The following is a 19,895-nucleotide window of genomic DNA, read 5'->3' on the forward strand; positions in this document are numbered from 1 at the left end:
CTGCGGCTACGCCATCGCCTCTCGCGCCGCCTTCAGCGCCGCTGCCAGGCGCTCCGGCTCCCGCGTCGACAGGTACAGGTAGGGGGTCGGGTCGGCCGGGTCGGTGACCTCGACCCGCAGGGCCGTGGGGATGTAGGAGCGCAGCAGCAGGAAGGCCCGCGTGTCGGCCTTGTACGTGCGCCAGGCGCGCGCCCCGTCCGCGTCCAGGATCTCCGCCGCGCCCAGGGCCGCGACCGGGATCTTCGCCTCGCCCGCGATCAGCGAGTCGCCCACGACGCGGATCCGGAGGGACCCGTAGGAGCTGGCCACGACCGCCGCGGCCGCGGTGCCGCCGACCAGACCGCCGAGCAGCGGCAGGGTGCCGAAGGGCAGCAGGATCAGGGCCATGGAGACACCCACGAGGAACGAGACGAACCACCACGATCGTGGGGCGGTGAGGCGTTCTTCGTACGGGGTGGTCGAGAGCTGCATGGGGCCAAGCTTGGCACGGTGTCCTGATATGGCGGACGCGCGGGTAAGGTCTGCGGCTGTGAGTGGTACTTCCGCAGCTCTTGAGCCTCCGGCCGATGCCGTGAAACCCGTTCGGCACCCCGACGCTCCCGTTCCCGGTGAGCTTCTCGGTGCCCACTACGAACACTGTTTCGGATGTGGCGGCGAGCAGACGCACGGACTGCATCTGGAGGCGCGGGCCGGCGAGGGCGTGACCGTCACCGCCGAGTTCACCGTGCAGCCCGCGCACCAGGGCGCGCCCGGCCTCGCACACGGCGGGATCCTGGCCACCGCCCTCGACGAGACGCTCGGCTCACTGAACTGGCTCCTGCGGACGATCGCCGTGACCGGACGGCTGGAGACCGACTTCGTGCGCCCCGTGCCCGTCGGTACCACGCTCTACCTGGAGGCCGAGGTGACGGCGGTCGCCCGGCGCAAGATCTACTCGAGTGCCACCGGGCGGATCGGCGGCCCCGACGGGCCGCTCGCCGTCCGTGCCGACGCACTCTTCGTCGAGGTCGCGGTCGAGCACTTCGTGAGCCACGGCCGTGAGGCCGAGATCCAGGCCGCCATGAGCGACCCGGACCAGATCAGGCGCACCCGCGCCTTCGAGGTGAACCCGTGAGCCGCGACCCCCTGAACGTCCTGATCCGGCGCGTCGACCCCGACGTACCGCTTCCGACGTACGAGCACCCGGGTGACGCCGGGGCCGATCTGCGCACCACACGCAGCCATGAACTCGCTCCGGGGGAGCGGGCCGTGCTGCCCACGGGGGTGTCCATCGCCCTGCCCGAGGGGTACGCGGCCTTCGTGCACCCGCGCTCGGGGCTGGCCGCCCGGTGCGGAGTAGCCCTCGTGAATGCCCCGGGGACGGTTGATGCCGGGTACCGTGGGGAGATCAAGGTGATCGTGGTGAATCTCGACCCGCGCGAGTCCGTGCGGTTCGAGCGCTTCGACCGGATTGCCCAACTGGTCGTCCAGCAGGTCGAGAGGGTCCGCTTCCAGGAGGTGGCGGAGCTTCCCGAATCGGCGCGGGCCGCAGGGGGCTTCGGGTCCACCGGCGGGCATGCCGCCGTGGGCGGTGAAAGCGGTACAAGCGCCTCGGCCGCCGAGGGCGGCGCGACGGGTGGGAATCGATACGCTTCGGTCGTATCCGACCGGGAAGGACAGTGACGTGTTCGGACGTCGCAAGAAGAAGGGTGCCGCCGAGGACGCGGCCGGCGAGGCCGAGCAGGTCGTCGACAGTGTCGACGCTGAGGCGGACGAGGTAGAGGGCGAGCGCGAGCGGGTGCGGCTCGAGCCCGAGCCGCGGCCCGACGGGCCCTGGGACGACTCGGAGGTGCGCGACCCGGCCGAGGGCCGTGTGGACCTCGGCGGGATCTTCGTGCCCGGGGTCGACGGCATGGAGCTGCGGGTCGAGGTCGCCGGTGACGCGATCGTCGCGGCGACCGTCGTCCTGCGTGACAGCGCCATCCAGCTCCAGGCCTTCGCCGCTCCCAAGCGTGAGGGCATCTGGGGCGAGGTGCGCGAGGAGATCGGCTCCGGCATCACTCAGCAGGGTGGCATCGTCGACGAGGTCGAAGGCCCGCTGGGCTGGGAGCTGCGGGCCCAGGTGCCGGTGCAGCTGCCGGACGGCACGGGTGGCTTCCACGTCGTGCGGTTCGTCGGTGTGGACGGTCCCCGCTGGTTCCTGCGCGGGGTGATCTCGGGTCAGGGCGCGGTGCAGCCGCAGGCGGCCGGTCTGCTCGAGCAGATCTTCCGGGACACCGTCGTGGTCCGCGGTGAGGGCCCGATGGCGCCCCGCGACCCGATCGTCCTCAAGCTGCCGAACGACGCGCAGATGGTCCCCGAGGGTGTCCAGCAGCAGGACGAGGGCTCCCGCTTCTCCGGCGGCATGGGCCAGCTCCAGCGCGGACCGGAGATCACCGAGGTCCGCTAGTCCACCGACGGCCGACCGCGACGGCTGAAAGGGCCGCACCCCCGCACGGGGTGCGGCCCTTTGTCGTGTGAGCGTCTTGCGTGCTCCTCGTGTGTGAACCCTTGACGGGGTATTGGTCTGGACCTACGGTCTCCGCTCAACGCCTGAGTTCATAAGGGCGCTCTGTGTTCACATACAAGAACGAGAACGGAGCTGCTGTGCGTCGAACCGCATTCCTTGTGACCGTCACCGCCCTGGTCCTGGGCGCTCTCGCGTCCCCGAACGTCCCCCGGGCCCAAGCCGCCCCCGCCACCTTCGCCCACCCCGGGGTCACCGTCTCCCGGGCGCAACTGGACTTCGTCCGCGGCAAGGTCGACTCCGCGGCCCAGCCCTGGAAGGGCGCCTTCGACCAGCTTCTGGCCGGCAAGTACGCCAGTCTGAGCCGCACCCCCAAGCCCCGCGCCGTGGTCGAGTGCGGGTCCTACTCCAACCCGAACTACGGCTGCACGGACGAGCGGGAGGACGCCCTCGCGGCGTACACCGACGCCCTCGCCTGGTACGTCACGCGGGACGAGCGGTACGCGAAGAAGGCCATCGAGCTGATGGACGCCTGGTCGGCCGTCGTCAAGGACCATACGAACAGCAACGCGCCCCTCCAGACCGGCTGGGCCGGCTCGTCCTGGCCGAGGGCCGCCGAGATCATCAAGTACACGTACAGCGGCGGCTGGGCCAACTCCGGCCGCTTCGCGACCATGCTGCGGGACGTCTACCTGCCCGAGGTCATCAACGGTTCCAACTCCAACGGGAACTGGGAGCTGTCCATGACGGAGGCGGCGATCGGCATCTCCGTCTTCCTCGAGGACAGGACCTCCTACGACAAGGCCATGGCGAAGTTCCGCACCCGCACGGCGGCCTACGTCTACCTGGCCTCCGACGGCGAGCTGCCGAAGACCGTGCCGAGCCAGAACCTGAACACCCGGGACAAGGTCGTCGCCTACTGGCAGGGGCAGGGCACCTTCGTCACCGGCCTGACCCAGGAGACCTGCCGCGACCTCACCCACACCGGGTACGGCATCTCCGCGATCTCGCACGTCGCCGAGACCAGCCGGATCCAGGGGCAGGACCTGTACGGCACCGACGTCGGCGAGCGGCTGCGGCAGGCCCTCGGCTTCCAGGCCAAGTACGAGCTCGGCGCGGCCGTCCCGAGCTGGCTGTGCGGCGGCTCGCTGAACCAGGCGCTCGGCCCGGTGACCGAAGTCGGTTACAACGCGCTGCACAACCGTCTGGGCATCGCGATGACCAACACCCAGACGCTGACCCTGCGGAACCGCCCGGCCGGCAGCAACAACCTGTTCGTCGCCTGGGAGACCCTCACCCACGGGGACAATCCCGCGTGACCCGGTGCGTGAACCGATCCGGGGGGCTCGTCCGATGAAGGGGTGAGGGGCGCCGGTGGTCGTCTCGCCGCGTCAGGGTTGCGTCAAAGGCGTCCCTCACCCTTCAGCTCGTCCCTTATGTCGGAACCGTTGGCCGTAAGGTCGACGCTGCGTACGCAGGAGTCACAGGAAGACAATGAGGCCATGGCACGCGGAAAGCTTCGGATCTACCTCGGTGCGGCACCGGGCGTGGGCAAGACGTACGCGATGCTGTCCGAGGCGCACCGCCGGGTGGAACGCGGCACGGACTGCGTGGTGGCGTTCGTCGAGCACCACGGGCGCCAGCGCACCGAGGTGATGCTCCACGGCCTCGAACAGGTCCCGCGCAGGGAACTGGACCACCGCGGCGGCACCTTCACCGAGATGGACGTGGACGCGGTCCTCGCCCGCGCCCCGCGGGTCGCCCTGGTGGACGAACTCGCGCACACCAACGTCCCGGGCTCGCGCAACGCCAAGCGCTGGCAGGACGTGCAGGAACTGCTCGCCGCCGGTGTCGACGTGGTCTCGACCGTGAACATCCAGCACCTGGAGTCTCTCGGCGACGTCGTGGAGTCGATCACGGGAGTGCGGCAGCAGGAGACGGTGCCCGACGAGTTCGTCCGGCGCGCCGACCAGATCGAGCTGGTGGACATGTCACCGCAGGCGCTGCGGCGGCGGATGGCCCACGGCAACATCTACAAGCCGGACAAGGTCGACGCGGCCCTGTCCAACTACTTCCGGCCCGGAAACCTCACCGCCCTGCGGGAGATCGCCCTGCTGTGGGTGGCCGACCGGGTCGACGAGTACCTGAAGCAGTACCGCAGTGAGCACCGGGTGTCGGCGATCTGGGGTTCGCGCGAGCGGATCGTGGTCGGGCTGACCGGCGGCCCGGAGGGACGCACCCTGATCCGGCGGGCGGCGCGGCTGGCGGAGAAGGGCGCCGGCGGCGAGGTGCTGGCCGTGTACATCGCGCGCAGCGACGGGCTGACCTCCGCCTCCCCCAAGGAACTGGCGGTCCAGCGCACCCTCGTGGAGGACCTGGGCGGCACCTTCCACCACGTGGTCGGCGACGACATCCCGGCCGCGCTGCTCGACTTCGCCCGCGGGGTCAACGCGACGCAGATCGTGCTCGGCTCCTCGCGCCGCAAGGCCTGGCAGTACGTCTTCGGGCCCGGGGTCGGCGCGACGGTCGCCCGGGAGTCGGGGTCCGACCTCGACGTGCACATCGTCACCCACGACGAGGTCGCCAAGGGACGCGGACTGCCGGTGGCCCGGGGCGCCCGGCTCGGGCGGGCCCGGATCATCTGGGGCTGGCTGGTCGGTGTGGTGGGCCCGGCGCTGCTGGCGCTGCTGCTGAACACCGTCCATCTCGGCCTCGCCAACGACATGCTGCTCTTCCTGGCCGTGACGGTGGCGGCGGCGCTGCTCGGCGGGCTGCTGCCTGCGCTGGCCTCCGCGGCGGTGGGCTCGCTGCTGCTGAACTACTTCTATACACCGCCCCTGCACCGGTGGACGGTCGCCGACCCGAAGAACATCGTCGCCATCGTGATCTTCGTCGGGGTGGGGGTGTCGGTGGCCTCGGTGGTGGACCTGGCGGCCCGGCGTACGCACCAGGCGGCCCGGCTGCGGGCCGAGTCGGAGATCCTGTCCTACCTGGCCGGCAACGTCCTGCGGGGCGAGACCAGCCTGGAAGCGCTGCTGGAACGGGTGCGCGAGACCTTCGGGATGGAGTCGGCGGCCCTGCTGGAGCGGGTGGACGACAGCGCGCCGTGGACCCGCGCGGGTCACGTCGGGTTCGGGCGACCGGTCGAGCGGCCCGAGGACGCGGACGTGGAGGTGCCGGTCGGCGACCACCTGGCGCTGGCGCTCACCGGGCGCCTGCTGCCCGCGGAGGACCGGCGGGTGCTGGCCGCCTTCGCCGCGCAGGCGGTCGTCGTACTGGACCGGCGGCGGCTCCAGGAGGAGGCCGACCGGGCCCGCGCGCTGGCCGAGGGCAACCGCATCCGCACGGCCCTGCTGGCGGCCGTGAGCCACGACCTGCGGACCCCGCTGGCCGGGATCAAGGCGGCCGTGTCGAGCCTCAGATCCGACGACGTGGCCTGGTCCGAGGAGGACCAGGCGGAGCTGCTGGAGGGCATCGAGGAGGGCGCGGACCGCCTCGACCACCTGGTGGGCAACCTGCTGGACATGTCCCGCCTCCAGACGGGTACGGTCACGCCGATCATCCGGGAGATCGACCTGGACGAGGTGGTGCCGATGGCGCTCGGCGGAGTGCCCGACCCGTCGGCGAGCGTGGAGCTGGACATCCCGGAGTCGCTGCCCATGGTCGCCGTGGACGCCGGACTGCTGGAGCGGTCGGTCGCCAACCTCGTGGAGAACGCGGTCAAGTACAGTCCGGGCGGCGAGCCCGTGCTGGTCTCGGCGAGCGCGATGTCCGACCGGGTCGAGGTGCGGGTCGTGGACCGCGGGCCGGGCGTTCCCGATGAGGCCAAGGAGCGGATATTCGCCCCCTTCCAGCGCTACGGTGACGCTCCGCGCGGGGCCGGGGTGGGGCTGGGTCTCGCGGTGGCGCGTGGCTTCGCCGAGGCCATGGGCGGCACCCTCAACGCCGAGGACACCCCCGGCGGCGGCCTCACGATGGTCCTCACCGTCCGCGCGGCGGGGCAGCGCATCGAGCCGCAAGCCGCGCAACCCGCACAACCCGAAAGGCACGCCTCATGCTGAGCCCGGCCGAGGGGACGCCCCAGGCCCCCACGAGAGTGCTCGTGATCGACGACGAGCCGCAGATCGTGCGGGCCCTCGTGATCAACCTCAAGGCCCGCAGGTACGAGGTCGACGCTGCCCACGACGGCGCCACCGCCCTGCGGCTCGCGGCCGCCCGCCACCCGGACGTGATCGTCCTCGACCTGGGGCTGCCGGACATGGACGGCGTCGAGGTGATCAAGGGACTGCGCGGCTGGACCAGGGTGCCGATCCTGGTGCTGTCCGCCCGGCACTCCTCGGACGAGAAGGTCGAGGCGCTGGACGCGGGTGCCGACGACTACGTCACCAAGCCGTTCGGCATGGACGAGCTGCTGGCCCGGTTGCGCGCCGCGGTGCGCAGGGCGGAACCCGCCGGGGGCGGTGAGGACGAGGTCCTGGTGGAGACCGACGGGTTCACCGTCGACCTGGCCGCGAAGAAGGTCAACCGGGCCGGGAAGGACGTACGGCTGACCCCCACGGAGTGGCATCTGCTGGAGGTGCTGGTGCGCAACACCGGCCGGCTGGTCAGCCAGAAGCAGCTGCTCCAGGAGGTGTGGGGGCCGTCGTACGGGACGGAGACCAACTACCTCCGGGTGTACATGGCGCAGCTGAGACGCAAGCTGGAGGCGGATCCCTCGCATCCCAGGCACTTCGTCACGGAACCCGGGATGGGGTACCGGTTCGAGCGCTAGTGCGAGGGGTGGGGCGGCGGCTACGGCTCGGCGGGTGTGCCCCGGTACCCTTCAGACATGAGTGCTGTCCCTCGTTCCGAAAAGCCGGTGGGCCGGTTCCGGCGCATGCTCGACCGGCTCTCCTCCTCGCAGGAGGACCTGGAGTCCGAGGAGCTGCGGGAGGACACCGAGACGGCCGGATGTACGCGGATCGGAGACTGCCAGGACCGCCAGATCGTCACGGTTACTGGTACCTTGCGCACGGTCACTCTGCGGCCACGCGCCGGAGTCCCGGCCCTGGAGGCCGAACTGTTCGACGGCACCGCGGCACTGGACGTGGTGTGGCTGGGCAGGCGCTCCATAGTGGGCATAGAGCCGGGGCGCAGACTCATCGCATCGGGGCGGGTCTCCATGAGCCGGGGCCGCCGGGTGCTGTTCAACCCCAAGTACGAACTGAGACCCCTGGGTAGGGAGTAGCCGGTGACGTCGCTCGACAAGCCGACCGAAGACACGACCGCGGACGACACGACCGCGGCCGACGCCCGGGCGGTGACCGAGGCCGCGCTCTTCGAGGCGTTCGGCGGGGTGCGGGGCATGGTCGAGACGGTCGTGCCCGGCCTGCTCTTCGTCACGATCTTCACGATCAACAAGGATCTGCACATGTCCGCGATCGCCGCGCTCGCGGTGTCGCTGATCCTGGTCGTGGTCCGCCTGGCGTTGAAGGACACGGTCAAGCACGCCTTCAGCGGGGTCTTCGGCGTGGCGTTCGGTGTCGTCTTCGCGATGATGACCGGCAACGCCAAGGACTTCTATCTGCCGGGCATGCTCTACACGCTCGGCCTGGCCCTCGCCTACATCATCACGACGCTGTGCGGGGTACCGCTGATCGGCCTGATCCTGGGCCCGGTCTTCAAGGAGAACCTCTCCTGGCGGACCCGTAACCCCGGCCGCAAGAAGGCGTACGCCAAGGCCAGCTGGGCGTGGGGGCTGATCCTGCTCGCCAAGTGCGCGATCCTGTTCCCGCTGTACTGGTGGGCCGACACCGCGCAGCTGGGCTGGGTGCTGATCGCGCTGAAGATCCCGCCGTTCCTGCTCGCCGTCTGGCTGACGTGGGTCTTCCTCGCGAAGGCGCCCGCGCCGATCGATGTGTTCGCGGAGATGGAGGCGGAGGAGAAGGCCGCGGCCGCTGCCGCGGGGGCGTCGGAGGCGTCGGAGGCTGGTGGGCGGCACCGTCGGGAGGGTTAGCTCCCGGTGTCGGGGTGACCGTCCCTGGGGGCTGCGCCCCCAGACCCCCTTCGGCCCTGAACGGGCCTCGTCCTCAAACGCCGGACGGGCTGACAAGGACTCGTACGGGGTGGTGAGGACTTGTTGGGGCCCGTCCCGAAACGCCGGACGGGCTGAGAGACACACATGTGAGGGGGCGCCCGGAGATCTCCGGGCGCCCCCTCACATGTGTGTCTCGGACCGAAGGTCAGCTGCCGGTGTCCTCCTTGCGGACCGACAGGAGGTCCTCCAGCTGCTCCTCCCTGGCCTGGGCGGCAACGAAGAGCAGTTCGTCGCCCGGCTCGAGGGAGTCCTCGCGGGTCGGGGTCAGGACCCGGGTGCCGCGGATGATGGTGACCAGCGAGGTGTCCTCCGGCCACTCCACGTCGCCGACCTGGGTGCCGGCCAGGGCCGACTCCTCGGGGAGGGTCAGCTCGACGAGGTTGGCGTCGCCGTGGCTGAAGCGGAGCAGCCGGACCAGGTCGCCGACGCTCACCGCCTCCTCGACCAGGGCCGACATCAGACGCGGGGTGGAGACGGCCACGTCCACGCCCCAGGACTCGTTGAACAGCCACTCGTTCTTCGGGTTGTTCACCCGGGCGACGACGCGCGGGACGCCGTACTCCGTCTTGGCCAGCAACGACACGACCAGGTTGACCTTGTCGTCGCCGGTCGCGGCGATCACGACGTTGCAACGCTGGAGGGCCGCCTCGTCGAGGGAGGTGATCTCGCAGGCGTCGGCCAGCAGCCACTCCGCCTGCGGGACGCGCTCGACCGAGATGGCGGTCGGCGCCTTGTCCACGAGCAGGACCTCGTGGCCGTTCTCCAGCAGCTCGCCCGCGATCGAGCGGCCGACGGCGCCGGCTCCGGCAATGGCGACCCTCATCAGTGACCGTCCTCCTTGGGGCCCTCGGCGAACGAGGCCTCGACCTTCTCGACCTCGTCGCTGCGCAGCATCACGTGCACCAGGTCGCCCTCCTGGAGCACCGTCTGGGAGGTGGGCAGGATCGCCTCGCCGAGGCGGGTGAGGAACGCGACGCGGACGCCCGTCTCCTCCTGAAGCTTGCTGATCTTGTGGCCGACCCAGGACGCGGCGGCGTGCACCTCGGCGAGTTCGACGCCTCCGGTGGGGTCGCGCCACAGAGGCTCGGCCCCCGAGGGAAGCAGCCGGCGCAGCATCTGGTCCGCCGTCCAGCGGACGGTGGCGACGGTGGGGATACCGAGGCGCTGGTAGACCTCGGCGCGCCGGGGGTCGTAGATACGCGCGGCGACGTTCTCGATGCCGAACATCTCACGGGCCACCCGGGCGGCGATGATGTTGGAGTTGTCGCCGCTGGACACGGCGGCGAAGGCGCCGGCCTCCTCGATGCCCGCCTCGCGCAGGGTGTCCTGGTCGAAGCCGACTCCGGTGACCCGCCGGCCACCGAAACCGGAGCCCAGTCGTCGGAAGGCGGTGGGGTCCTGGTCGATCACGGCGACCGTGTGCCCCTGTTGCTCCAGGGTCTGCGCGAGGGCGGAACCCACCCTGCCGCAGCCCATGATGACGATGTGCACGACCGTCCTTCCGAGGTCAAGAAGTCAAGAAGTCAATAAAAATTCTGGCTTGGCTTTGAACAGGGTCTCAGACCGTCGCCCAAGCTACACACGTGCGGTCGGCGCAGGGCACCCCCGTGCACGCTTTACGCGATCAGCGGCGGCTGATGCTCCAGAGACTGAGGAAGGTAAGGATTCCGAGGCCGACGAGGGTGCCGACGGCGCCGATGATCTCCGCGGTCGTGTGCATGGACCCTCCAAGGGGGCGGCAGCGGGCGGGGATTGTCATATAGACATGGGGATCGGTGCGGTCGCGGAATCCGCAGCACGGGCATGGCCGAATTCACCCGGGAGGCAGACGCGGCACGCCATCACCCGGCTGAGGCCGGGGGAGGGTGGGCGGTCCCGTGTTCGAAGGCCTACGATCCTCTGTTGTGTCCAAACTGACCGACGTGCCCAAACGGATTCTGATCGGGCGCGCACTGCGCAGTGATCGGCTCGGAGAAACGCTCCTGCCGAAGCGCATCGCCCTGCCCGTCTTCGCTTCCGACCCGCTGTCCTCCGTGGCCTACGCGCCCGGGGAGGTGCTGCTGGTCCTGTCCATCGCGGGCGTGTCGGCCTACCACTTCAGTCCCTGGATCGCCCTCGCGGTCGTCGTGCTGATGTTCACGGTGGTCGCCTCCTACCGGCAGAACGTCCACGCCTACCCCAGTGGCGGCGGCGACTACGAGGTGGCCACCACCAACCTCGGCCCCAAGGCCGGCCTGACCGTCGCGAGCGCGCTGCTCGTCGACTACGTCCTGACCGTCGCGGTCTCCATCGCCTCCGGCATCGAGAACCTCGGCTCCGCGATCCCGTTCGTGGTCGAGCACAAGGTGGCCTGCGCGGTCGCCGTGATCGTGCTGCTGACGCTGATGAACCTGCGCGGCGTCAAGGAGTCCGGGAAGCTCTTCGCGATCCCGACCTACGTCTTCGTCGCGGGCGTCTTCATCATGATCGCCTGGGGCGCCTTCCGAGGGCTGGTGCTCGACGACACCATGCGGGCCCCGACGGCCGAGTACACGATCAAGGCCGAGCACCAGGGCCTGGCCGGGTTCGCCCTGGTCTTCCTGCTGCTGCGCGCCTTCTCCTCCGGCTGTGCGGCGCTCACCGGCGTGGAGGCGATCTCCAACGGCGTCCCCGCCTTCCGCAAGCCCAAGTCGAAGAACGCGGCGAGCACGCTCGCGGCGATGGGCCTGCTGGCCGTCACCATGTTCTGCGGCATCATCGTGCTGGCCCTGTTCACCAAGGTCCGGATGGCCGAGAACCCGGCCGTCGACCTGCTGCACAACGGGGTCGCGGTCGGCGCCGACTACGTCCAGAACCCGGTGATCACCCAGGTCGCCGAGGCCGTCTTCGGCAAGGACAGCTTCCTCTTCATCGTCCTCGCCGCGGCCACCGCCCTGGTGCTGTTCCTCGCGGCGAACACCGCCTACAACGGCTTCCCGGTGCTCGGCTCGATCCTGGCCCAGGACCGCTACCTGCCCCGCCAGCTGCACACCCGCGGCGACCGCCTCGCCTTCTCCAACGGCATCGTGCTGCTCGCCGGCGCGGCCACGCTGCTGGTCATCATCTACGGGGCCGACTCCACGCGGCTGATCCAGCTGTACATCGTCGGCGTGTTCGTGTCGTTCACGCTCAGCCAGATCGGCATGGTCCGGCACTGGAACCGCCTCCTGGCCACCGAGACCGACCAGCTCAAGCGCCGGCACATGATCCGCTCCCGGGCGATCAACACCTTCGGCGCCTTCTTCACCGGACTGGTCCTGATCGTCGTCCTGGTCACCAAGTTCACCCACGGCGCCTGGGTCGCCCTGCTCGGCATGGTGATCTTCTACGGGACGATGAGCGCGATCCGCCGCCACTACGACGGCGTCTCCGCGGAGATCGCCGCTCCCGAGGGCCCCAGCGACGACACCGTCCGGCCCTCGCGCGTCCACTCGGTGCTGCTGATCTCCAAGATCCACCGCCCGACGCTGCGCGCCCTCGCCTACGCCAAGCTGATGCGCTCCGACACCCTCGAGGCGCTCACCGTGAACGTCGACCCGGCCGAGACGAGGACGCTGCGCGACGAGTGGGAGCGGCGCGGGATCGACGTACCCCTGAAGGTCCTCGACTCGCCCTACCGCGAGGTCACGCGGCCGGTCATCGAGTACGTCAAGAGCCTGCGCCAGGAGTCGCCGCGCGACGCGGTGTCGGTGATCATCCCGGAGTACGTGGTCGGCCACTGGTACGAGCACCTGCTGCACAACCAGAGCGCCCTGCGGCTCAAGGGCAGGCTGCTGTTCACGCCGGGCGTCATGGTCACGTCCGTCCCGTACCAGCTCCAGTCGTCCGAGGTGGCGAAGAAGCGGGCCCGCAGGCGCCAGGAGTGGAACGCCCCGGGTTCGGTGCGACGCGGTCCCGCGCAGCAGGGTCACCCGAAGGAGCCGACGGGCACCGGTTCCGGCAGCGCCGCGGGCCCCTCGAAGCCGGACCCGAAGAAGTGACCCGCACGCCGGGCGGCCCGTCGCCCCTCGGCCCCTGACCCCCGCCCCGGCGCGTGGTGAACGGCCGGACGACAGCCACGTAGACTGGTGGGCTGTTGTCCGGCCGTTCCTCGTTCGACGTTGTGGAGTCACCCCGCCATGCAGGCAGAACCGAAGAAGTCGCAGGCGGTGTCGCTCGTGGGGCAGGAATACGAGGTCGAGATCGGCCCCGTCGCCCATGGCGGCCACTGCATCGCCCGGACGGACGCCGGCCAGGTGCTGTTCGTCCGGCACACGCTCCCCGGCGAGCGGGTCGTGGCCCGGGTGACCGAGGGCGAGGAAGGGGCCCGGTACCTGCGCGCGGACGCGGTACAGGTGCTGGAGGCGTCCAAGGACCGCGTCGAGGCACCCTGCCCGTACGCCGGACCCGGCCGCTGCGGCGGCTGCGACTGGCAGCACGCCAAGCCGGGCGCCCAGCGCCGCCTCAAGGGCGAGGTGATCGCCGAGCAGCTGCAGCGGCTCGCGGGCCTCACGCCCGAGGAGGCCGGCTGGGACGGCACCGTGATGCCGGCCGAGGGCGACAAACTGCCGGCCGGCGAGGTGCCCGCCTGGCGCACCCGCGTCCAGTACGCGGTCGACGCCGACGGCAACGCCGGCCTGCGGCGCCACCGCTCGCACGAGGTCGAGCCGATCGAGCACTGCATGATCGCGGCGCCGGGCGTCAGCGAGCTGGGCATCGAGGACCGCGACTGGTCGGGCATGGCCTCCGTCGACGCGATCGCCGCGACCGGCTCCCAGGACCGCATGGTCATCCTCGAGCCCCGCCCGGGCGCCCGCCTTCCCCTCGTCGAGCTGGACCGGCCCGTCTCCGTCATGCGCGTCGAGGAGCACGACGGCGGCATCCACCGCGTCCACGGCCGGGCCTTCGTGCGCGAGCGGGCCGACGGCCGGACGTACCGCGTCGGCAGCGGCGGCTTCTGGCAGGTCCATCCGCAGGCGGCCGACACCCTCGTCAAGGCGGTCATGCAGGGCCTGCTGCCGCGCAAGGGCGACATGGCGCTCGACCTGTACTGCGGCGTCGGCCTCTTCGCGGGCGCCCTCGCCGACCGCCTCGGCGACAAGGGCGCCGTGCTCGGCATCGAGTCCGGCAAGCGCGCCGTGGAGGACGCCCGGCACAACCTCGCCGGGTTCGAGCGGGTACGGATCGAACAGGGCAAGGTCGAGGCGGTGCTGCCGCGCACCGGGATCACCGAGGTCGACCTGATCGTCCTCGACCCGCCGCGCGCGGGCGCGGGCAAGAAGACGGTCGAACACCTGGCCTCCCTCGGCGCCCGGAAGATCGCGTACGTGGCCTGCGACCCGGCGGCCCTGGCACGCGACCTGGCGTACTTCCGCGACGGCGGCTACAAGGTGCGGATGCTCCGGGCGTTCGATCTGTTCCCGATGACGCACCACGTGGAGTGCGTGGCGATTCTCGAACCGGCTTCAAAGGCGCCCTGACCTGCGATTTACTTGGACTGCTCAGGTGCGTCGAGGTGTGCCCGACCTGTTTCCCTCAGTCCATCGCGTGGAGTGCGTCGCAGGCTCGCGCCACATGCCTCACCTGCTGCTTCGAAGAGCGGGGTGCGGGCGATGAACACTCTGCCCCAGCTTCGTGAGGGGGCGGTGGGGGAGGGTCTTGACGCTCGTTCGACGCTGCTTCTGATGGGGCGTCACGAGGCTCGTGCGCCTGAAACAGCAGCGAGGTCAATGATCAAACTCAGACTGCACGCGGGCTCAGGAGTTGGACGCCAGGCGCGGGTCGGTAGCGCGTGCTGAGATAGCAGCCGTAAAAGTCGCCGCGCCCGCCGTCGCCACCTTGGCGCCGTGCCGGTCGATCAACCAGGCGGTCTCGAGGACGAGCAGGCTCGGCTGCGCGAAGTCGCTGCGTGAGCGCGCGATGAGCTCCTGGACGACGCCCTCGTAGCCGAGCGTTTCGCCGACGCGATGCGCCTTCGCGACTGCTCGGCCAGCGGCCCCCGTCCAGTTTCTGCGCAGGACCCGGCCCGACGGCCGGCGTTCTCTTCACGAGGCAGAGACTGCCGATCCATGGACAAACCTTCCTCTCCCGCCCCTGTGCGGGCGCTCTTACGGTCGAGGCTGCGGGTGGTCACCGGCCCGCCGTACCGAAGGAGCAAGACCTCCATGAAGATGACTGGCAACACGATCCTGATCACCGGCGGCACCTCTGGCATCGGTCTCGGCCTGGCGGTGCGTCTGCACGAGGCTGGCAACAAGGTGATTGTCGCCGGCCGGCGCAAGGAACTCCTTGACGAGATCACGGCCGAGCACCCGGGTATCGACGCGGTCGTCCTCGATGTCGCGGACCCTGACTCGATTGCCCGGGCCCGTGAGGCCGTGGCGGCGAGCCACCCGGGGTTGAACGTCCTGGTCAACAACGCCGGCATTCAGCTGCTGGAGAGCGTCCTTGACCCGGCAGGACTCCAGGTCGCCGAGGATCACGTCGCGACCAATCTGCTCGGCACGATCCGGATGACGTACGCCTTCCTGCCGCTGCTGGTGGGCAAGGACGACGCGGTCGTCATGAATGTCACCTCCGCGCTGGCGTTCGTACCGTTCCCGATCACGCCGACCTACAGCGCGACCAAGGCCGCGCTGCACTCCTTCTCCGAGAGCCTGCGTATCCAGCTCGCCAGTGCTGACGCCGGTGTCCAGGTGATAGAGGTGGTCCCGGCGGGCGTGCGCACGACCCTGATGGGCCAGCAGGACAGCGAGCAGTCCATGCCGTTGGACGACTTCCTCACCGAGGTCCTCGATCTGCTGCGTGAGAAGCCCGACGCGAAGGAGCTGGTCGTCGAGCCCGCAAGGTTCATCCGCGACGCGGTGGCCACCGGCTCCTACGACGACGTCCTCGCCATGATGACCGGTAGCTGACCGACCTGTAGTGACCGACGCGGAACCAGCAGCACGCGGGCGGGTCCTGTGGGGCCACATGAGGGACGAACGCGAGCGGGACCCGCTTCGGGGTGGTCCTCACCGAGGATGCGGAACGGTAAGGAAGCGTCTTCGGCTTCGCCCCGGTCGTCGCACGAGAGGGGGCCGGCTGCGTCCTGAGGGCCGACGGGCACGCGAGCGCCCGGCCGGCACGGTGAACATCGTCGGGCCGGCCGGGCCGGGCGACGAGGCCCGGGACCGGTCCCAAGCGGGCGTCCTTGACGGGGGACCGTCGCCGCAGGCCGTCTTCCGTACCGGCGGCCTGCGGCGCACTGCCAAGGGGCGGCGCATTGCCCAGCGGGTCATGCCCGTCCGGTGACCATCGAGACTTCTCGCTGCGAGTGCCTCGACGTCGGCCGACCGAGTGGGCTTGCGCAGGCGGGAAGGGAGTGCTCAGCCATGGATCGGCGGTCTCTGGATAGCCGGGCGGGATGCCACGAGGATGAGGGCATGGACAAGAGAGAACTGGCGGCATTCCTGCGCCACCGGCGCGAGACGCTACGGCCCCGCGACGTCGGGCTGGTCGAGGGGCCGCGCAGGCGTACGCAGGGGCTGCGCCGCGAGGAGGTCGCGCAGCTCGCCGGCATGTCCACCGACTACTACGCCCGGCTGGAACAGCAGCGTGCTCCGCAGCCCTCCGTACAGATCACCGCGGCGCTCGCCCGGGCGCTGCGGCTGACCCTGGATGAACGCGATCATCTCTTCGTCCTCATCGGCCACAACGCCCCGGCCCGTTTCCACCGCTCCGACCACGTCAGCCCGACACTGATGCGGGTCCTGGACCGCCTGGACGATACCCCGGCCCTGGTAACCACCGACCTGGTCGACACCCTCGCGATGAACCCCTTGGCCGTCGCGCTGCTCGGCGACCAGACCCGTCACACCGGTCTGGCCAGCAGTGGCTACTACCGCTGGTTCATGGACCCGGCCGAGCGCCTGGTGTATCCCGAGGAGACCCACGAAAGCCACGGCCGTGCCCAGGCGGCACGCCTGCGGGCCGCGCTGACAGCCGGCAGCGACACCCCCCGAGCCGCCCGGATCCTCGCCGAACTCCAGGAACACAGCCCCGAGTTCGTCCGCATGTGGGAATTGCAGGAGGTCGCCCGCTACGGCGACTGCAAGACCCTCCTCCATCCCGAACTCGGCCGCATCGACGTCGACGTCCAGCTCCTGTACACCGAGAACCGCGCCCAGACTCTGGTGGTGCTGACCACCCGCCCCGGCACGGAGAGCCACAGCAAACTCGAACTGCTCTCCGTCATCGGACGCCAGCAGCTCACCCCCTGACGTCCCGGACCGGGGACCGGGCCGGTTCGTGCTGCAGGGGCCGGACAAGGGCACCCTGGAATGGTGCAGCCGGCACGGCTTCTGCCCTGCGCTCTGCGGCCAGATATGTCGGCCCCTGCACTTCCGGGCTCCCGTGGTCGGGCCGCCGGTTTGACCGGATGCCGCCTCCGTTTTAGTCTTGAATGCATACGGAGGCAGCATCCGTTTTGATGCGTCCGCAGGACCACGGCAGGCAGGAGGGCGCATGAGTGCCGGTGAACAGCGGGGCCGCAAGCCGCGCGCGGACGTCCAGCGCAACCGCGCGGCCCTCCTGGAGACCGCGCAGCGGCACTTCCTGCGGCACGGGGTCGGCACCTCCCTGGAGTCGGTGGCCAAGGAGGCGGGCGTGGGGCCCGGCACTCTGTACCGGCACTTTCCCACCCGGGAGGCGCTGCTCGCGGCCGTGCTACAGACCCGCTCCGAGGAACTCGTGGCCCGCCAGACAGGCATCGAGCAACTCGGCGACCCCGCCGAGGCGCTGGATCAGTGGCTGCGGGCGATGGAGGAGTACTTCAGCGCCTACAGCGGCCTGCCGGAACCGCTCATGGCCGCGGCCCGCGCACAGGAGCCGGACAGCCCGCTCACGATTCCCTGCGACATCCTCATCACCGCCACCGACCAGTACGTGCGAGCAGCGCAGCGCGCGGGACACGTGCGTGCCTCGGTGCGGGGGCACGACCTGTTCCTCGCGGCCTGCTCCGTGGCCTGGATCAAGGGCACCGGTACCGAGGAGGAGTCGCTCGACCGGCTCCGCACCCTCATCGCGAGCGGCTACCGCCAGCGGGACCCCCAGGCGTAGACCGCCAGGCGCCCCGCCCCCCGCAACGCCAGGCGGCACCACCGCACGGCCATCACCTCGCGCTGCCCTCAGGGGCGGCACAACCTCTCAAGGGACAAATCATGAAAATTACTGTCATAGGCGCCGGTGCCATCGGCGGCAACCTCGCTGTCAAGCTCAGCACGGCTGGTCATGACGTCCAGGTGGCCGATGCCCGCGGCCCCGAGGCCGTCCGGGCGGAGGTGCTGGAGTCCGGGGCTCGCGCGGTGGACCTCGCCGACGCCGTCCAGGGCCGGGATGTCATCGTCCTGTCGATCCCGTTCGGGGTGGCGGGCCAGCTGGCGGACCTGTTCGCGTCGGTGCCCGACGAGACGGTGGTCATCGACACCGCGAACTACTACCCCGGCATGCTCAGCGAGCCGATCGAGGCGGTCGACAACGGCCAGGTGGAGAGCGTGTACACCGCCGAGCAGCTGGGCCGCCCCGTGGTCAAGGCATGGAACGCCGCCCTGGCAGAGACCCAGCGGGCCAAGGGTGTTCCGGCCGGAGCACCCGGCCGCCTCGCCATCCCCGTCGCCGGTGACAACGAGGAGGCGCGGCGCGTGGCCATGCAGCTCGTGGACGACACCGGCTTCGACCCCTACGACGTCGGCACCCTGGCCGACTCCTGGCGCCAGCAGCCCAACAGTCCCGCCTACTGCACCGAACTGACCCTCGACGAGCTGCCCGCGGCCCTGGCCGCAGCCGACCGCACCAAGGACGCCGCCATCCGCGACAGCCTCCCGGAACGCATCGCCGCCCTCGGCGCCAACCCCACCGTCGACGACGTCGTCGAGATGAACCGCGCCGCCCACCGCTGAGACACCCGGCGCCGCTCTCGTCCACGCAACGACACGAGAGCGGCAACGCCGGCACGCCGCGAACACACACGACGAACACGAAGAACGGGGCTCACTTCGGCAAGGCCGCCATTACTCACCCGCACCACCGCGTCCGCGGCCGGCCCGCAGCCCCGAGAACCCCGGTCACAGACACCGGGGTTCCGTTTCGTCGGAAGCCGTAGTGGACGTCGACGCCGTGATCCTCTCCATTCCCTTCGCCCGCATTCCGCAAGTCGCACCACTGATCGCCACGGTGCCGACTGACACGGTGGTCATCGACACGTCGAACTACTACCCGCACCGAGACAGCGGGATCGCGGCGATCGAGGCCGGCCAGGCCGAGAGTGTGTGGGCTGCCGAGCAGCTGGGCCGGCCCATCGTCAAGGCGTGGAACTCGATCGGAGCCGAGTCGTTCGCGCACAGGAACAAGCCGGCGGGAAGCGCGGACCGCATCGCGCTGCCCGTCGCGGCCGACAGTCCGCGAGAGCGTGACCTGGCCATGGCACTCGTTGAGGACACCGGGTTCGACGCCCTCGACGCGGGGCCGCTCGCACAATCGTGGCGGCAACAGCCCGGCACCCCCGCTTACTGCACGGATCTCACCCGTCAGGAGCTGCCGGACGCACTGGCGACGGCCGACGCGGCGCGATTTTGAAAATCTTGCACGCGCATGTGAAGCCGTCGGTGACCTGATCGCCGAGATCCGCGCCGCGCAGTGGAAGGCGCCGACGCCGTGCACGGAATGGAATGGAATGTGCGTGAGGTGGTCGACCACCTGGTCGGCATGGACCTGGCGGTCGCAGCCATGATCGAGGGTGGCCCGATGCCCGAACGCGGGGCAGACCGCCTCGGTGACGACGCGGTCGGAGCTTACCGGTCCTCGAGTGCTCTGCTGCAGGCCGCCTTCTCCCGTCCGGGGGTACTCGAGCGGAGTTATCGCGGCCCCTTGGGTAGGGCCACGGGCGCCGAGCGCTTGCAGATCCGCCTGTACGATCTGCTCGCTCACGGATGGGACCTCGCCCAGGCCACCGGCATCCCTGCCCGGCTGCCCGCAGATGTTTCCGAGCAGAGCCTGGCGTTCGCTCAGGTCCAACTCTCCACCCAGTCCCGAACGGGACGAATGGCCGAGCCCCAGCCCGTCGAGAAGACCGCTCCTGCCATCGATCGGCTTGCCGCGTTTCTCGGACGGCCAGTCTCACCGCAACTGTGAGAGCTGAAGCTTCCGCAATGGATCAATCTTCGCTGTTGTAGGTCATCACCGGTTGCTGCTTCGTGAACCTCGAAGGCGAGTAGACCGTCCTGCCTGACTCTGACCAGATCGCCTCGACCGAGAACAGTTGATTCTGCCCGCGTGTCAGAGACGACCGGGCTGTCTCGT

General features: G+C 70.2%; 19 protein-coding genes. 16 read left to right on the plus strand and 3 right to left on the minus strand.

What is annotated here, in order from left to right; translation table 11 throughout:
- Positions 1 to 6: 6 nt before the first annotated feature.
- Entirely contained in the window at positions 7 to 471 is a 465-nt protein-coding gene (locus tag ASD48_RS33925) for a DUF3093 domain-containing protein (protein WP_057605710.1), read from the minus strand.
- Between the two features lie 58 nt (positions 472 to 529).
- Here ASD48_RS33925 and ASD48_RS33930 point away from each other — a divergent pair, with 58 nt between their 5' ends.
- The 8 genes from ASD48_RS33930 (at position 530) to ASD48_RS33965 (ending at position 8,480) form a co-directional block, all read left to right on the plus strand.
- Complete coding sequence (locus tag ASD48_RS33930; protein ID WP_057605711.1) at positions 530 to 1,114, plus strand: PaaI family thioesterase; 585 nt, start codon at positions 530 to 532, stop codon at positions 1,112 to 1,114.
- Positions 1,111 to 1,662, plus strand: a complete 552-nt coding sequence (gene dut, locus ASD48_RS33935; protein WP_054243626.1) for a dUTP diphosphatase — start codon at positions 1,111 to 1,113, stop codon at positions 1,660 to 1,662. The genes ASD48_RS33930 and dut overlap by 4 nt, the downstream gene beginning before the upstream one ends.
- 1 nt (position 1,663) lies before the next feature.
- On the plus strand, positions 1,664 to 2,428 hold the full coding sequence (locus ASD48_RS33940; RefSeq protein ID WP_057605712.1) for a DUF3710 domain-containing protein: 765 nt from the start codon (positions 1,664 to 1,666) through the stop codon (positions 2,426 to 2,428).
- A 197-nt stretch (positions 2,429 to 2,625) separates the two neighbouring features.
- On the plus strand, positions 2,626 to 3,804 hold the full coding sequence (locus ASD48_RS33945; protein ID WP_057605713.1) for an alginate lyase family protein: 1,179 nt from the start codon (positions 2,626 to 2,628) through the stop codon (positions 3,802 to 3,804).
- A 183-nt stretch (positions 3,805 to 3,987) separates the two neighbouring features.
- A complete protein-coding gene (locus tag ASD48_RS33950) occupies positions 3,988 to 6,546 on the plus strand; it encodes a sensor histidine kinase KdpD (protein ID WP_057605714.1) in 2,559 nt (852 codons plus the stop codon).
- The gene (locus ASD48_RS33955) at positions 6,540 to 7,256 is read left to right on the plus strand and encodes a response regulator (protein ID WP_057605715.1); all 717 of its coding nucleotides are present in this window, start codon (positions 6,540 to 6,542) and stop codon (positions 7,254 to 7,256) included. The genes ASD48_RS33950 and ASD48_RS33955 overlap by 7 nt, the downstream gene beginning before the upstream one ends.
- 57 nt (positions 7,257 to 7,313) lie before the next feature.
- Entirely contained in the window at positions 7,314 to 7,712 is a 399-nt protein-coding gene (locus tag ASD48_RS33960) for an OB-fold nucleic acid binding domain-containing protein (protein WP_054243622.1), read from the plus strand.
- A 3-nt stretch (positions 7,713 to 7,715) separates the two neighbouring features.
- The gene (locus ASD48_RS33965) at positions 7,716 to 8,480 is read left to right on the plus strand and encodes a DUF3159 domain-containing protein (protein WP_057605716.1); all 765 of its coding nucleotides are present in this window, start codon (positions 7,716 to 7,718) and stop codon (positions 8,478 to 8,480) included.
- Positions 8,481 to 8,706: 226 nt separating this feature from the next.
- Here ASD48_RS33965 and ASD48_RS33970 read toward each other — a convergent pair whose 3' ends face one another.
- Together ASD48_RS33970 and ASD48_RS33975 are read right to left on the minus strand one after the other, a co-directional pair.
- A complete protein-coding gene (locus ASD48_RS33970; RefSeq protein ID WP_020125145.1) occupies positions 8,707 to 9,384 on the minus strand; it encodes a TrkA family potassium uptake protein in 678 nt (225 codons plus the stop codon).
- Entirely contained in the window at positions 9,384 to 10,052 is a 669-nt protein-coding gene (locus ASD48_RS33975) for a TrkA family potassium uptake protein (RefSeq protein ID WP_057605717.1), read from the minus strand. Before ASD48_RS33975 ends, ASD48_RS33970 begins: the two co-directional genes overlap by 1 nt.
- 413 nt (positions 10,053 to 10,465) lie before the next feature.
- Here ASD48_RS33975 and ASD48_RS33980 point away from each other — a divergent pair, with 413 nt between their 5' ends.
- The 8 genes from ASD48_RS33980 to ASD48_RS34015 all read left to right on the plus strand — a co-directional run bounded on the left by ASD48_RS33980 (position 10,466) and on the right by ASD48_RS34015 (position 19,727).
- Complete coding sequence (locus ASD48_RS33980; protein WP_057605718.1) at positions 10,466 to 12,559, plus strand: APC family permease; 2,094 nt, start codon at positions 10,466 to 10,468, stop codon at positions 12,557 to 12,559.
- A 138-nt stretch (positions 12,560 to 12,697) separates the two neighbouring features.
- Positions 12,698 to 14,038, plus strand: a complete 1,341-nt coding sequence (locus ASD48_RS33985; protein WP_057605719.1) for a class I SAM-dependent RNA methyltransferase — start codon at positions 12,698 to 12,700, stop codon at positions 14,036 to 14,038.
- Between the two features lie 684 nt (positions 14,039 to 14,722).
- Positions 14,723 to 15,472, plus strand: coding sequence for an SDR family NAD(P)-dependent oxidoreductase (locus ASD48_RS33990; protein ID WP_046917627.1), 750 nt, complete (start codon positions 14,723 to 14,725; stop codon positions 15,470 to 15,472).
- Between the two features lie 510 nt (positions 15,473 to 15,982).
- Positions 15,983 to 16,819, plus strand: coding sequence for a helix-turn-helix transcriptional regulator (locus ASD48_RS33995; protein ID WP_057605720.1), 837 nt, complete (start codon positions 15,983 to 15,985; stop codon positions 16,817 to 16,819).
- 244 nt (positions 16,820 to 17,063) lie between these two features.
- Complete coding sequence (locus ASD48_RS34000; RefSeq protein WP_057605721.1) at positions 17,064 to 17,657, plus strand: TetR/AcrR family transcriptional regulator; 594 nt, start codon at positions 17,064 to 17,066, stop codon at positions 17,655 to 17,657.
- Positions 17,658 to 17,758: 101 nt separating this feature from the next.
- A complete protein-coding gene (locus ASD48_RS34005) occupies positions 17,759 to 18,496 on the plus strand; it encodes an NAD(P)-binding domain-containing protein (protein ID WP_057605722.1) in 738 nt (245 codons plus the stop codon).
- A gap of 202 nt (positions 18,497 to 18,698) precedes the next feature.
- On the plus strand, positions 18,699 to 19,172 hold the full coding sequence (locus ASD48_RS34010) for a hypothetical protein (protein ID WP_199876099.1): 474 nt from the start codon (positions 18,699 to 18,701) through the stop codon (positions 19,170 to 19,172).
- Positions 19,173 to 19,271: 99 nt separating this feature from the next.
- A complete protein-coding gene (locus ASD48_RS34015; protein ID WP_157880757.1) occupies positions 19,272 to 19,727 on the plus strand; it encodes a TIGR03086 family metal-binding protein in 456 nt (151 codons plus the stop codon).
- Positions 19,728 to 19,895 lie beyond the last annotated feature (168 nt).

This window comes from Streptomyces sp. Root1310, assembly GCF_001426425.1.
GTDB lineage: Bacteria > Actinomycetota > Actinomycetes > Streptomycetales > Streptomycetaceae > Streptomyces.

Excerpts from the sequence above, each read along its gene's own strand:
- ASD48_RS33970 (WP_020125145.1), bottom strand. The coding sequence starts at position 9,384 with ATGAGGGTCGCCATTGCCGGAGCCGGCGCCGTCGGCCGCTCGATCGCG.
- ASD48_RS33995 (WP_057605720.1), top strand. The coding sequence starts at position 15,983 with ATGGACAAGAGAGAACTGGCGGCATTCCTGCGCCACCGGCGCGAGACG.
- ASD48_RS33985 (WP_057605719.1), top strand. The coding sequence starts at position 12,698 with ATGCAGGCAGAACCGAAGAAGTCGCAGGCGGTGTCGCTCGTGGGGCAG.
- ASD48_RS34000 (WP_057605721.1), top strand. The coding sequence starts at position 17,064 with ATGAGTGCCGGTGAACAGCGGGGCCGCAAGCCGCGCGCGGACGTCCAG.
- ASD48_RS34005 (WP_057605722.1), top strand. The coding sequence starts at position 17,759 with ATGAAAATTACTGTCATAGGCGCCGGTGCCATCGGCGGCAACCTCGCT.
- ASD48_RS33960 (WP_054243622.1), top strand. The coding sequence starts at position 7,314 with ATGAGTGCTGTCCCTCGTTCCGAAAAGCCGGTGGGCCGGTTCCGGCGC.
- ASD48_RS33925 (WP_057605710.1), bottom strand. The coding sequence starts at position 471 with ATGCAGCTCTCGACCACCCCGTACGAAGAACGCCTCACCGCCCCACGA.
- ASD48_RS33990 (WP_046917627.1), top strand. The coding sequence starts at position 14,723 with ATGAAGATGACTGGCAACACGATCCTGATCACCGGCGGCACCTCTGGC.
- ASD48_RS33950 (WP_057605714.1), top strand. The coding sequence starts at position 3,988 with ATGGCACGCGGAAAGCTTCGGATCTACCTCGGTGCGGCACCGGGCGTG.
- ASD48_RS33955 (WP_057605715.1), top strand. The coding sequence starts at position 6,540 with ATGCTGAGCCCGGCCGAGGGGACGCCCCAGGCCCCCACGAGAGTGCTC.